12 protein-coding genes are annotated in these 13524 nt (G+C 72.6%); 3 read left to right on the forward strand and 9 right to left on the reverse strand.

Going from position 1 to position 13524, the window contains the following annotated elements; all coding sequences use genetic code 11:
• The first annotated feature begins 36 nt into the window (after window positions 1-36).
• Together SM452_RS15120 and SM452_RS15125 are read left to right on the forward strand one after the other, a co-directional pair.
• Entirely contained in the window at window positions 37-1119 is a 1083-nt protein-coding gene (locus SM452_RS15120) for a Glu/Leu/Phe/Val family dehydrogenase (protein WP_355514082.1), read from the forward strand.
• 291 nt (window positions 1120-1410) lie between these two features.
• A complete protein-coding gene (locus SM452_RS15125) occupies window positions 1411-1626 on the forward strand; it encodes a DUF3073 domain-containing protein (protein WP_013283429.1) in 216 nt (71 codons plus the stop codon).
• Window positions 1627-1777: 151 nt separating this feature from the next.
• Here SM452_RS15125 and amcA read toward each other — a convergent pair whose 3' ends face one another.
• From amcA to SM452_RS15150, 5 genes are all read right to left on the reverse strand, one after another.
• Complete coding sequence (gene amcA, locus SM452_RS15130) at window positions 1778-1990, reverse strand: multiple cyclophane-containing RiPP AmcA (protein ID WP_135242751.1); 213 nt, start codon at window positions 1988-1990, stop codon at window positions 1778-1780.
• Window positions 1971-3062, reverse strand: a complete 1092-nt coding sequence (amcB, locus tag SM452_RS15135; protein ID WP_262015992.1) for a cyclophane-forming radical SAM peptide maturase AmcB — start codon at window positions 3060-3062, stop codon at window positions 1971-1973. Before amcB ends, amcA begins: the two co-directional genes overlap by 20 nt.
• Window positions 3063-3189: 127 nt before the next feature.
• On the reverse strand, window positions 3190-4344 hold the full coding sequence (purM, locus tag SM452_RS15140; protein ID WP_135242749.1) for a phosphoribosylformylglycinamidine cyclo-ligase: 1155 nt from the start codon (window positions 4342-4344) through the stop codon (window positions 3190-3192).
• Between the two features lie 57 nt (window positions 4345-4401).
• Window positions 4402-5919 carry an amidophosphoribosyltransferase gene (gene purF / locus SM452_RS15145; protein WP_013283425.1) on the reverse strand — a complete coding sequence of 506 codons (1518 nt, stop codon included), beginning with the start codon at window positions 5917-5919 and terminating at the stop codon, window positions 4402-4404.
• Between the two features lie 167 nt (window positions 5920-6086).
• Window positions 6087-6440, reverse strand: a complete 354-nt coding sequence (locus SM452_RS15150; RefSeq protein ID WP_262015986.1) for a sterol carrier family protein — start codon at window positions 6438-6440, stop codon at window positions 6087-6089.
• 160 nt (window positions 6441-6600) lie between these two features.
• Between SM452_RS15150 and SM452_RS15155 the strand changes: the two genes are divergently transcribed.
• The gene (locus SM452_RS15155) at window positions 6601-8874 is read left to right on the forward strand and encodes a carboxypeptidase-like regulatory domain-containing protein (RefSeq protein ID WP_463840122.1); all 2274 of its coding nucleotides are present in this window, start codon (window positions 6601-6603) and stop codon (window positions 8872-8874) included.
• Between the two features lie 91 nt (window positions 8875-8965).
• Here the strand turns inward: SM452_RS15155 and SM452_RS15160 are convergent, their stop codons facing one another.
• The 4 genes from SM452_RS15160 to purS all read right to left on the reverse strand — a co-directional run bounded on the left by SM452_RS15160 (window position 8966) and on the right by purS (window position 13445).
• A complete protein-coding gene (locus SM452_RS15160) occupies window positions 8966-9715 on the reverse strand; it encodes a 2-phosphosulfolactate phosphatase (RefSeq protein WP_194802214.1) in 750 nt (249 codons plus the stop codon).
• Window positions 9716-9725: 10 nt separating this feature from the next.
• On the reverse strand, window positions 9726-12437 hold the full coding sequence (gene purL, locus SM452_RS15165) for a phosphoribosylformylglycinamidine synthase subunit PurL (protein WP_355514071.1): 2712 nt from the start codon (window positions 12435-12437) through the stop codon (window positions 9726-9728).
• Between the two features lie 64 nt (window positions 12438-12501).
• A complete protein-coding gene (purQ, locus tag SM452_RS15170) occupies window positions 12502-13185 on the reverse strand; it encodes a phosphoribosylformylglycinamidine synthase subunit PurQ (protein ID WP_018785472.1) in 684 nt (227 codons plus the stop codon).
• Window positions 13182-13445, reverse strand: coding sequence for a phosphoribosylformylglycinamidine synthase subunit PurS (gene purS, locus SM452_RS15175; RefSeq protein ID WP_013473439.1), 264 nt, complete (start codon window positions 13443-13445; stop codon window positions 13182-13184). Before purS ends, purQ begins: the two co-directional genes overlap by 4 nt.
• Window positions 13446-13524 lie beyond the last annotated feature (79 nt).

Here is a 13524-nt window from a genome sequence, read left to right on the forward strand (position 1 = left end):
GCCCCACAAGGGCGCACACCGACACAGGAGTCAGCCATGGGCGTATTCGCCAGTACCGACGACCCCGTCTCCACGGGGCATGAGCAGGTCGTGTTCTGCCAGGACAAGCAGTCCGGCCTGAAGGCGATCATCGGGATCTACTCGACCGCGCTGGGCCCCGCGCTCGGCGGCACCCGGTTCTACCCGTACGCCAGCGAGGACGAGGCCCTCGCCGACGTGCTCGACCTCTCGCGCGGCATGGCCTACAAGAACGCCCTGGCGAACCTCGACCTCGGTGGCGGCAAGGCGGTCATCTGGGGTGACCCCGACCAGATCAAGAGCGAGGCGCTGCTGCGCGCGTACGGCCGCTTCGTCGAGTCGCTCAACGGCCGCTACTACACCGCCTGCGACGTGGGCACCTACGTGGCGGACATGGACGTGATCGCCCGGGAGACCCGCTACGTGACCGGCCGCAGCGTGGAGCACGGCGGCGCGGGCGACTCCTCGATCCTCACCGCCTGGGGCGTGTTCCAGGGCATGCGGGCCGCTGCCGAGCACGTCTGGGGCAGCCCGACGCTCGCGGGCCGCCGGGTCGGCGTGGCCGGGCTGGGCAAGGTCGGCAAGTACCTGACCGCCCACCTGCTCGACGACGGCGCCGAGGTCGTGGCGACCGACGTCAGCCCGCGCGCCCTGGAGTGGGCGCGCACCACCCACCCGCAGGTCACCCTGGTCGACGACACCGCGGCGCTCGTCGCCTCCGACATCGACGTGTACGCCCCGTGCGCGCTCGGCGGCGCGCTGAACGACGACACCGTGCCGGTGCTGCGGGCGAAGGTGGTCACCGGGGCGGCGAACAACCAGCTCGCCCACCCGGGCATCGAGAAGGTGCTCGCCGACCGGGGCATCCTCTACACGCCGGACTACGTGGTCAACGCCGGCGGCGTGATCCAGGTGGCCGACGAGATCGAGGGCTTCAACTTCGACCGCGCCAAGCTGCGCGCGACCCGGATCTTCGACACGACCCGGCAGATCCTCCAGCTCGCCGACGACGAGGGCGTGCCGCCGGCGGTCGCCGCGGACCGGCTCGCCGAGCGGCGGATGGCCGACGTCGGCCGGCTGCGGACGATCCATCTGCGGTGAAGCTCACCTCCGGGGGCGGGGCGACGCTCCTCCCCCGGAGGCGGTGCGCGTTAAGCTGATCCTCGGGCTTGTTCGTACCGGTATGTCCGGTGTCACGGCCAGCCCCGGGGCTTACCCCTTACCCGGTACACTTTGTGACAGCTGGACCACCGCGACGCGCAGGTCCGGTCGACGGTGACCCGAGGTGCCGAACGATGGCATCCCCATGTACCGTAAGAGCCACGAGAGATGCCTGACGTCATCGGGGCCCGCCTTCGGGCTGCCCCGCATTCTGTGCGAGGGGGTCGAGCCATGGGGCGCGGCCGTGCTAAGGCCAAGCAGACGAAGGTGGCCCGGGAGTTGAAGTACCACTCCCCGAACACCGACCTAACCGCCTTGCAGCGCGAACTGGCGGGTAGTGGAAAGTCTGAGCACAACTTCGACGACGACTACAAAGAGTATGTCGACGACGATGACGAGGACCACGCGGACGACGACCCGGACACCTGGGCTCGTCCGACCCGCTGACCTCCGGTCACATCTGAGCACGCGGTAACCCCCGCGTGCTCACGCATGTGCTCTGCTGAGCCGGCGTACGACCGACGATCAGGGACCTGCCGGCGCTCCGGGGCGCCCCGCTCCGACGCGCCGGCAGGTCCTTGATCGCGGAACCGTCCCCTCAGCGCGGCCGGTTGTTCCAGTTGTAGAACGTCGGGATGTTCTCGAAGTGGTTCCACGCGCAGACCGCGTCGGCGCCGTCACCACCCGACACCTCCGCCCGCAGCAGCCGCGCCGCCTCCGCCTCGTGGAGCAGAGCGGTAAGCCCCGCAGCGGCGTCCCGCACCCGGTCGGCGACCGCCTCCCGGTCGGTGTCACTGATGGTCTCGGGCATGCTCCAACACTCCCTCCAGTAGGCGGATCTTGCTGTTACGGCAGTGCTCGGTCTCCGTACCGTCGAAACGCCCCAGCTCGAAGTAACGGTTGGCGGCGTGCCCACCGCCGCAGAACCCGAAGTACGGGCAGGACGCCCGGCACGCCTCAACGCCGGCGAGGAACTCGCCCACCCACGGCGTACCGGCCGCGCCGGCGAGGATGTCCCCCAGCGGCGTGGTGAGCACGTTCCCGCTGGCGAAGTCGCCGTACCGGGGGTCGGTGAAGCCGGCCAGCTCCGGCGAGAGCACCACCACCGAGCCGTCGTGCCCGACCGTCGGGATCGGGTCGAGGCTGCGGGGCAGCAGGTCGTCGGCGGTGCCGGCCAGGACCGCGCCCGCGTACCGCAGCGACCACTCCACCTCACGCAGGTGGATCCGGGGATCCCGGCGCCAGGCCGCCACCAGCTCGGCCCAGAACCCGGTGACCGCGCCCTCGTCGCGCGCGTTCGTCCGGGTGTTGACGCCCTCGGTCTCCTCGATGTTGACGCCGAGCACGTCGCAGCCCAGGTCGAGGAAGTAGTCGTACAGCTCGGTCGCCAGGCCCGGCTCCGGCCGCGACACCACCGCGAGCGCCGAGAACGGCAGGCCGTGGCGGCGCAGCGCCGCCACACCCGCCACGATCCGGTCGTACGCGGGCCGCCCGCCCCGGGTGACCCGCTCGCCGTTGCGCGCCCGCGGCCCGTCCACGCTGACGCTGACCCGCACCCGGTGCTCGGCGAAGAACGCGCACCACGCGTCGTCGATCAGCGTGGCGTTCGTCTGCACGTGGTGCTCGACGTCCGGCCCGAACGGCGCCAGCAGCGCGGCCAGGTGCTCCCGGCCGGCCGCGAGCGGCTCGCCCCCGTGCCAGACCACGGAGAAGCGACCGCCCGCCGCCCACGGGTTCACCGACGCCGCCACCGCCTCGGCGACAGCCACCGGCATCCGCCTGTCGACCGCCCGGAAGGGCAGGTAGCAGTAGGCGCAGTCGAGGTTGCACAGTGTCGTCGGCTGCATCACCACGTACGACGGGACGGCGGCGATGCCCCGCATCCCTTCGGGTGTGCGCGCAGCCATCAGCACCTCCCCCGCCTGCCTGAAAACCGAACCTCCAGGCTAGGCCGCGGCGACCGCTCGGGTGAACCCCCGATAAAGTGCCCGGCCGATCGGCGCAGGGTGATCAGCCTCGGGTGTGCTGTCCGACCATCTGCACGTTGCCGGACCCCTCGATGATCTCGCCGGCCTGCCAGGCGTCCACGCCCCGGCCGGTCAGGGTGGCCAGCGCGCGGTCGGCGTCCTCGGCGGAGACGATCGCGAACATGCCGACGCCCATGTTGAACGTGGCCTCCATCTCCGGGTCCTCGATCCGGCCCTTGGACTGGATCAGGTCGAAGATCGGCTGCGGCTTCCAGGTGGAGCGGTTCACCACGGCGTCGACGTGCTCGGGCAGCACCCGGACCAGGTTGCCGGGGATGCCGCCGCCGGTGACGTGGGCCAGCGCCCGCACCTCGGCCTCGGCGATCAGCTTGAGGCAGTCCTGGGCGTAGATCTTGGTCGGGGTGAGCAGTTCCTCGCCCAGCGTCCGCTGACGGCCGAAGTCGTCGATCACCACGTCCAGCCGCATCCGGCCGGCGCCGAGCAGCACGTGCCGGACCAGGGAGTAGCCGTTGGAGTGCAGGCCGGACGAGCGCATGGCGATCACCACGTCGCCCACCTCGACCCGGTCCGGGCTGAGGATCTCGCTCTCCTCCACCACGCCGACGCCGGTGGCCGAGATGTCGTACTCGTCGGGGCGCAGCACGCCCGGGTGCTCGGCGGTCTCGCCACCAAGCAGCGCGCAGCCGGCGTACCGGCAGCCGTCCGCGATGCCGGCGCCGATCTCGGCGACCTTGTCCGGCACGACCTCACCGGTGGCGATGTAGTCGAGCAGGAACAGCGGCTCGGCGCCGCAGGCCACCAGGTCGTCGACGACCATCGCGACCAGGTCGATGCCGACCGTGTCGTGGATGTCGAGCTGCTGGGCGATCACCAGCTTGGTGCCCACGCCGTCGGTCGAGGACGCCAGGATCGGGTTCTTGTACTTCTTCGTGTCCAGCCGGAACAGGCCGGCGAAGCCGCCCAAGTCACCCATGACCTCGGGACGCCGGGTCTCCTTGACCTTGGACTTGAGCAGCTCGACAGCGCGGTCGCCCGCCTCGATCGACACCCCGGCGTCGGCGTACGAGACCGAGCGTTTGCGCTGCGTCCGGCTGGACCCCGCCGACCAGGGCTGGCGGTCGCCGCCGGCGCCCGTCGGGCTGGATCCTGCGCCGCTGCGCTCGGACACGTGCGTCACGGTTCTCCCCTTTGTGGTTCCCGCGAGCCCGGAGCGGCCGGACCCGCGTCGGTGGTGCTACGGGTGATGGGTCGGTGTGGCGACGAGCGGACCGGTCGGCCCGGCCGCCTCGGCGGCGACCCGGCGTCCCACTCCTTCGAGCACGTGCTTGCCGATCAGGTTCCCGGCCGGCAGTTCGATCGGGTACTCCCCATCGAAGCACGCCCGGCAGAGCCGGCTCTTCGGCTGCTCGGTCGCGGCGATGAGACCGGGCAGCGATACGTAACCGAGCGAGTCGGCGCCGATGGACCGCCGGATGCCGTCGTTGTCGAGCCCGTTCGCGAGCAGCTCGGCGCGGGTGGCGAAGTCGATGCCGTAGAAGCAGGGCCAGCTCACCGGCGGCGAGGAGATCCGGACGTGGACCTCCAGCGCGCCCGCCTCGCGCAGCAGCCGGACGATCGCCCGCTGGGTGGTGCCCCGCACGATCGAGTCGTCCACCACGACCAGGCGCTTGCCGCGGACGTTCTGCCGCAGCGGGTTCAGCTTCAGCCGGACTCCGAGCGCGCGCAGCGTCTGCGAGGGCTGGATGAACGTGCGCCCGACGTACGGGTTCTTCATCAGGCCCTGGCCGTAGGTGATGCCGGATTCCTCGGCGTAGCCGATCGCGGCCGGCGTGCCGGACTCCGGCACCGGGATCACCAGGTCGGCCTCGACCGGGTGCTCCTTGGCGAGCTGGCGGCCGATCTGCACCCGCGCGGCGTGCACGTTGCGGCCGGCGATGGTGGCGTCCGGCCGGGCGATGTACACGTACTCGAAGAGGCAGCCCTTGGGCTCGGGCGAGGCGAACCGGCTGGACCGCAGCCCGTTCTCGTCGATGGCGATCAGCTCGCCCGGCTCGACCTCGCGGACCACGCTCGCGCCGACGATGTCCAGCGCGGCGGTCTCGCTCGCCACCACCCAGCCGCGTTCGAGCCGGCCGAGCACCAGCGGGCGTACGCCGTGCGCGTCACGCGCCGCGTAGAGCGTCGACTCGTCCATGAAGACGAAGCTGAACGCGCCGCGCAGCTGCGGCAGCACCTCCAGCGCGGCCGCCTCGACCGACAGGTCGGGCCGGCTCGCCAGCAGCATGGTGACCAGCGAGGTGTCGTTCGTCGAGCCGTCCGAGTCGAGCCCCCGCACGGCGGCCTCGCGCTGCAACTCGGCGGTGTTGACCAGGTTGCCGTTGTGCGCCAGCGCGATGGTGGTGCCGGCGGTCGTGGCGCGGATGGTCGGCTGGGCGTTCTCCCAGGTCGAGCCGCCGGTGGTGGAGTAGCGCGCGTGCCCGATCGCGACGTGCCCGCGCAGGCTCGCCAGCGTCGGCTCGTCGAACACCTGGGCGACCAGGCCGAGGTCCTTGTAGACCACGACGCCGGAGCCGTCACTCACCGCGATGCCCGCGGCCTCCTGACCGCGGTGCTGGAGGGCGTAGAGCCCGAAGTAGGTGAGGTTGGCGACCTCTTCACCCGGCGCCCAGACGCCGAAGACGCCACACGCGTCCTGTGGGCCGGGTCGCTGGGGGTCAAGGTCGTGGCTCAGCCGGCCATCGCCTCGGGGCACCTGCCGCTCCCTCGCAGTGGGGTCTGGACTGGCCTGGCGGAGTCAGGGGGCAGCTCCGCACGCATGGGCCGGGACCGTCGTCGGATCTCAGTGTACGCGACCAGCAGTCGACACCGACAGTCACGGAGTCTACGCTCAGCGTGAGCAGGGTTTCCGCTGGCCGGCGTTCAAATCGGGAGGTACGGGGAGAGGTCAGCCCGGTTTCCGGAAACCCGGATGCGACCCTCAGTGACCGTTTCCGCCCACCCCCGGCGTCCGGTGGCGACTGCCAGCCAGGTCGCCGGATCCATCTCCACCACGTTCGGCGGCGTACCGCGGGTGTGTCGTGGACCACTCACGCACTGCACCGCACCGTAGGGTGGGACGCGCACCTCCACCGATCGGCCGGGGGCGCGATCCGCGAGGGCAGCCAAGAGGGTCCGGACCGCCTCCCGGAGTACCGGCCGTTCGGGCGTACGCCCCTCGTCCAGCGCCGCCAGGGCGGCGAGTACCGCTTCGGAATAAGCGTGCGGAGAGGACACGACGGGACGATACGACCCGGCAGAAGGCCGCCCGACGGCGGCCCTGGGTAGAGATGATCCGGTCAGACAAGGCATAGTTGCCGACGGCGTTATTCGTACCGTGAGTGATCAACCTCGGCCGAACGGCCGGCGGGGCGATCAGACCCGGAAGGCGGTGGACGTGTCAACACACCGACGTGCCTGGAAGCAGCGGGCCGGTGTGGTCGTAGCGCTGGTCTTCGGCGCCCTGCTCACCGTCCCCGCAGCTCCCGCCTTCGCGGAGAACCCGGGCGTGCAGATCACCAGCCTGTCGACAGACGCCCTGTCCAGCGGTCAATCGACGCCCATGAAGTTCACCGTCACGAACAACAACGACACGCCGAGCGTCTTCAGCGTCAGCGTCGATGTATTCGACGGGCTGCGGTGTCAGGGTCAGTGCCGGGTGCCAGCGCAGGCCATTCCCGCACAGGGAAGTGCAGAGTTCAACGTCACGCTGACCGCCGACAACCTTGCACCGGGTACCAACAAGGCCGGGCAGGTCCGGGTTTCCGCACGAGCCGGCGGCGACCAGGGTGGCGACTCCCGCAACATGACGGTGAAGGGTCCGGAAGCGCCGCAGCAGCCGCAGACGGTCAAGACGGTGTCCGGCAAGGTGGTCAACGCCGACGGCGATCCGATCGAGGGCGCCCTCGTCATGCTCCGCGACAGCGCGGGCAAGGAACGCCGCACCAACACCAGCGGCAACGGCAACTTCAGCTTCAGCGGCTCCGAGTCCAACCCGATCGCACCCGGCCGGATCGACCTCGGCGCCTCCACCGACGGCGCCTCGCCGGTCGCCCGGTCGATAAACGCGAACGCCGGCCAGTCGGTGACCGGCGTCCGGCTCAGCATCCAGCTGAAGGCGTCGGCGAGCCCGAGCGCCACCCCGTCGGCGAGTGAGTCCGCCCCGCCGTCCGAGGAGCCGCTCGACGAGGAGGCCACCGACACCCCGTCGGCCGAGGCGCCCGCCGCGCAGCAGCCGGCCGCGAACGAGGACTCCGGCGGCTTCGGCTCCTGGCTGCTCATCCTGCTCGGCGGCCTGTTCGTCGCCGTCGGCGTGGGCACCATCGTGCTGCTCTACATGCGTCGCAAGAACGAGGGCGACGACGGTGACGGCGACGGTCCTGGTGGGCCGGCCGGTCCGGGTGGACCCGGCGGGGCCGGTGCGATCCCGGCAGCCCGGGGCGCCTACCACGGCACCGACGACCAGACCCGGGTGGTGAACGGGATGGGCGCCGGGCCGGCCGCGACGATGGTCGGCGGCCCCTCGATCAGCGACGCCCCCACCATGCTCCAGCGGCCGGTCGTGGACGACGTCCCGCCGGACCCGTACGGTGCGCCGCCCGGCCCGGCGTACGGCGCAGGCGGCGGCCAGGGTGGCTACGGCTACGGCGACGACGCAGCGGGCCAGGCCGGTTACGGCGGCGCGGGCGGCTACGGCAACGCGCCCTCCTCGGGCGGCGGCTACGGTAACGGCCCGTCCTCCGGTGCCGGCTACGGCAGCCCGGACTACGCGGCAGGTGCGGCGGCGGGCGCGGCCGGATACGCGGCCCAGGGCGGCGGCTACGGCAACGAGCGCTTCGACGAGCCCACCGGCCGCTACACCGGTGACAGCACGCAGTACGCGCCGGCGGCCGACCCGTACCCGACCAGCACCTACCAGCCGGAGCAGGACCGCGGCTACGACCAGGCCGGCGCGGCCCCGTACGGCCGTGGCCCGGAGCAGGGCGACGGTTACGGCGCGGCCGGTGGCTACGGCGGCGCGTCGGGTGGCTACGACAACGGCGCGACCGGCGGTTACGACAGCACCCGCCCGCAGGGCGGATACGGCGAGCCGACCGGCGCCTACGGCAACGCCGCGGGCGGTGGCTACGGCGACAACCCGGCCGGCGGGTACGGCGACGCCCCGGCCTACGGCGGCGGTCGCCCGGCCGGCGGCTACGGCGACGCGCCGACCGGCGGCTACGACAGCACCCGCCAGCAGGGCGGATACGGCGACGCGCCCGCAGGCGGCTACGACAACCCCGCCGGTGGCTACGACAGCCGGTCGCAGGGCGGCTACGACAAGGGCGCCGGGGGTTACGACAGCGGCGCGACAGGCGGCTACGACAGCACCCGTCAACAGGGCGGATACGGCGACGCGCCGGCCGGCGGGTACGGCAACACCGGTGGCGGTTACGACGGCGGTCACCAGCCCGGCGGCTACGGCCAGCAGGCCGGCGGGTACGGCGACGGCTACGGTCAGGCCCCGCAGGGTGGTTACGGCCAGCAGGGCGGTTACGGCCAGGAGCCGCCGCAGCAGCGCGGGGGCGGCTACGACAACGGCTACCCCAACGACCCGGCGCAGGCGGGTCGCGCCCGCCCGGACGGTCAGGCGGACCGGAGCGGACGACGCCTCGACTGGCTGGACGACTGACAGACAGCAGATGTGAGAACTGTGGCCGCCCGCGAACAGCGGGCGGCCACAGTCGTCAGCGGGCCCCGCAGGACGGGAGCGGAAGCGGTGCTCAGGCGGGGGCGAAGTAGCCCTGGCGGAGCACCGGCACCACGTCGGAGACGCCCACCTCGGTCGCTACCGTGACGTCCTCGGCGAAGCCGCCCTCGGCGAGTTCCCGCCCGGAGACGCAGCCCCGGACCGCCGCCGGCACGTCCGGCGTGCTCGCCAGCGCGGCGAGCGCCATCGCGGCCTCCACCGAGAGCCCGCCCGGCACCCCGGCGAGCGCGTCGAGCACGCAGGCCGCACCCAGCTGGTCCTCCACGCACGGCCGGAGCGACCCGTCGGGCCAGCGCTCCCCGGCCGCCACCACGCCCACGGGTGCGTCCTTCGAGCCGTACCCCTCGGCCAGGAGCCAGCGCCCGACGGCGGGTGCGTTACGCAGGCACGCCGCGACCACCGGCACTCCGGTGGCGCTGGCGGCGGCGCTGATCGCCGAGCCGTTCGGTGACGGCAGCACCAGGTCGGCGACGACCGGCGCGGCCCGCAGCGCCGCCGGGGACAGCGACCACTGGTGCTCCGCAGTCGTCTTCCGGCGGCCCACGGCGGCCACGGCCCCCACCCGGCGCGCGTAGTCGGCGGCCTGCTCACCCCACGGGAACGGGTGCACCCGCATGCCGCGGCTCACCGCCACCTCCACGGCGGTGGTGAACGACAACACGTCCACCACCACCAGGGCGGCACAGACCCGGCCGAGTTCCGCCGCCCCGGTCAGTCCCCAGTCGAACCGGGCACCGGAGCCGGGTTGGGCGAAGACGGCCAAGGCCAGCGCCTCAGCGCTGACCCGGCGCCGGCTCACCGGGAGCCGGACCGTCGGACCCGTCGGCGGGCGCCGACTCGTCCCGGTCCGGGGTTCCGTCGACTGCCGGCGTCGCCGTACCGTCGGCCGGCTCGGCCTCGTCGGACGCCGCAGCGGGCGCCTCGGGCTCCGTCGCGGCGGCGGGTGCGGACGCCTCGGCGTCGGCCGCCGGGATGTCCCGGCCGGCCTCGGCGATCGGCTCGGCGTCGACAGCGGCCGGGTCCACGCCGACCGGCTGCTCGGCGGTGGCCGGAAGCACAGTGGTGGTCCCGGTACGGGTCGCCTCCACCTCCACCCGGGCCGCCTCGGCGGCGCCGAACAGGCGCGGGAGCGTACCGGTGTGCGCCTCGCGCAGCTCGTCCAGGCCGATCCGGAACTGGCCGTGCACCTCCAGCGCGCCGGAGGCCGGGTCGGTGACGCCGATGAACTCCCACGGCACGCCGCGCTCGGCGCACAGGGCGGTGAACGCCTTCTCGTGGCCGCGCGGCACCGACACCAGCACGCGGCCGGCGGACTCGCTGAACAGGAAGACGAACGGCATCGAGCCACCGGCGAAGTGCTCCGGCACCACGACCCGGGCGCCCACGCCACGGCGCAGGGCCGACTCGACGAGGCTCTGCGCCAGACCGCCGTCGGACAGGTCGTGCGCGGAGCTGAGGTGCCCGACCCGGGCCGCCTCGGCCATCAGCTCGGCGAGCTGCCGCTCACGGGCCAGGTCGACCTGCGGCGGGATGCCGCCCAGGTGCTCGTGCGTCACCCAGGCCCACTCCGAGCCGGACAGCTCGACGTGCGTCTCGCCCAGCAGGAACAGCTGGTCGTGGTCGCCGGCCGGACGCGGCACGAAACCCATCGGCACCCGGTCGGCGACGTCGTCGAGCACGCCCAGCACACCGACCACAGGGGTCGGGTGGATGGCGGCGGCGCCGGTCTGGTTGTAGAAGCTGACGTTGCCGCCGGTCACCGGGATGCCCAGCTCCAGGCAGCCGTCCGCCAGGCCGCGCACGGCCTCGGCGAACTGCCACATCACGCCCGGGTCCTCCGGCGAGCCGAAGTTCAGGCAGTTGGTCACCGCGATCGGCTTCGCGCCGGTCACCGCCACGTTCCGGTACGCCTCGGCGAGCGCCAGCTTCGTCCCGTGGTACGGGTCGAGGCGGGCGTACCGGCCGTTGCCGTCGACGGAGAGCGCGACACCGAGGCCGCTGCGCTCGTCGATCCGGATCACGCCGGAGTCCTCCGGCTGGGCGAGCACGGTGTTGCCGAGCACGTACCTGTCGTACTGCTCGGTCACCCAGGTCTTGTCGGCCAGGTTCGGCGACGCGATCATGCGCAGCACGGTCTCCCGGAGCGCCTCCGGGGTGCTCGGCCGGGGCAGCGTCTCGGCGCGGTCGGCCTGGAGCAGGATCAGGTCGGCCGGCTCGCGCATCGGCCGGGCGTACACCGGACCGTCGTCGACGAGCGAGCCCGGCGGCACGTCCACCACGAGCTGGTCGCGCCAGGTGATGACCAGGCGGCCCGGCTGGCCGTCCGCGGACGGCGCGGTGACCTCGCCGATGGCGGTGGCCCAGACGCCCCACTTCTCGGCGGTCTTCAGCACCGCGTCGAGCTTGTCCGGCGAGACGACGAGCAGCATCCGCTCCTGGGACTCGCTGGCCAGGATCTCGTGCGGCTCCATCGACGGCTCGCGCAGCGGCACGCGCTCCAGCCAGACCCGCATGCCGGTGCCGGCGGAGGCGGCGGTCTCGGTGAGGGCGCAGGTCAGGCCGGCGCCGCCGAGGTCCTGGATGCCGACGACCAGTTCGGCGTCGTACAGCTCCAGGCACGCCTCGATGAGCAGCTTCTCCATGAAGGGGTCGCCCACCTGCACGGACGGGCGGCGCTGCTCGCTGCCCTCGTCGAAGGTGGCGCTGGCGAGCACCGACACGCCGCCGATGCCGTCGCGGCCGGTCTTGGCGCCCATCAGCACCACGATGTTGCCGGGGCCGGTGGCGTCCTTCTTCTGCAGCCGGTCGACCGGCAGCACGCCCAGGCAGAGCGCGTTTACGAGCGGGTTGCCCTGGTAGCAGGGGTCGAAGACGACCTCGCCGCCGATGTTGGGCAGGCCCAGGCAGTTGCCGTAGCCGCCGACGCCGGCGACCACGCCGGGCAGCACCCGGGCGGTGTCCGGGTGGTCGGCCGCGCCGAAGCGCAGCGGGTCCATCACGGCCACCGGGCGGGCGCCCATGGCGAGGATGTCGCGGACGATGCCGCCGACGCCGGTCGCCGCGCCCTGGTACGGCTCGACGAAGCTCGGGTGGTTGTGCGACTCGACCTTGAAGGTCACCGCCAGCTCGTCGGAGACCCGGACCACGCCGGCGTTCTCGCCGATGCCGGCGAGCAGCCGGTCACTCGGCGGCGCCTTCTCGCCGAACTGGCGCAGGTGCACCTTGCTCGACTTGTAGGAGCAGTGCTCGCTCCACATGATCGAGTACATGGCCAGCTCGGCCTGGGTCGGACGGCGGCCGAGGATGTGCCGGATCCGGTCGTACTCGTCGTCGCGGAGGCCCAGCTCGGCGTACGGCTGAAGCTCCTCCGGCGAGTCGGCGGCCCGGGGAACGGTGTCCACGCCCAGCGCCCAGTCGTCGTTCGGGCCGGCCTGCGGCACCACGCCCTGCGCCTCGCGCAGGGCCGGGTCCGGATGGGTGGTCATGACGTCTCCTTGCTGCGCTCGCCGCCGGTGCGGCGGGTGAGCCGCCCGATGTTCCCGGCCACCATCACGCCGGCGCTCCCACCAGATGCTTGAGCACCGAGGTGAAGAAGCCGAGGCCGTCCAGGGAGGGGCCGGTGAGCGCCTCCACCGCGTGCTCGGGGTGCGGCATGATGCCGACGACGTTGCCGGCCTCGTTGGTGATCGCCGCGATGTCGCGCTGCGATCCGTTGGGGTTGCCGCCGACGTAGCGGGCGACGACGCGGCCCTCGCCCTCCAGCCGGTCGAGCGTCGCGGGGTCGGCGACGTAGCAGCCCTCGCCGTTCTTGACCGGGATGAGCACCTCCTGGCCCGGCTGGAACGCGTTCGTCCAGGCGGTGCCGGTGCTCTCGATCCGCAGGACCTGGTCCCGGTTGCGGAAGTGCAGGTGCTGGTTGCGGGTGAGCGCACCGGGCAACAGATGGGCCTCGCAGAGGATCTGGAAGCCGTTGCAGATGCCGAGCACCGGCAGGCCACCGCGCGCGGCCTGGACGATCGTCTCCATCACCGGGGCGAACCGGGCGATGGCGCCGCAGCGCAGGTAGTCGCCGTAGGAGAAGCCGCCGGGCAGGACGACAGCGTCCACCCCGTGCAGGTCCGGGTCGCCGTGCCAGAGCCGGACCGCCTCGGCGCCGGCGATCCGTACGGCCCGGGCCGCGTCCCCGTCGTCGAGCGAGCCGGGGAAGGTGACCACACCGACCCGGGCGGTCACGACTGCGCGCCCGCGGTCTCGTCGGCGGTGACCACGCGGACGGTGAAGTCCTCGATGACCGGGTTGGCCAGCAGCTTGTCGGCGATCTCCCGGGCCCGGTCCAGGTCCGGTTCGCCGGTGAACTCGATCTCGATCCGCCTGCCGATCCGAACCGAGGCGACGTCACTGACGCCGAGGCGGGGCAGCGCGTTTGCGACGGCCTGGCCCTGCGGATCGAGGATCTCGGGCTTGAGCATGACGTCGACTACGACGCGAGGCACTGGGCACTCCTGACTGTGTACGCAGTTGGGTGCCGGCCCAACAATCGGGCGAGCGCAGCCAGCCTACCTGGCAGATACC

The sequence above is a fragment of the Micromonospora sp. SYSU B005 genome, from assembly GCF_055362685.1.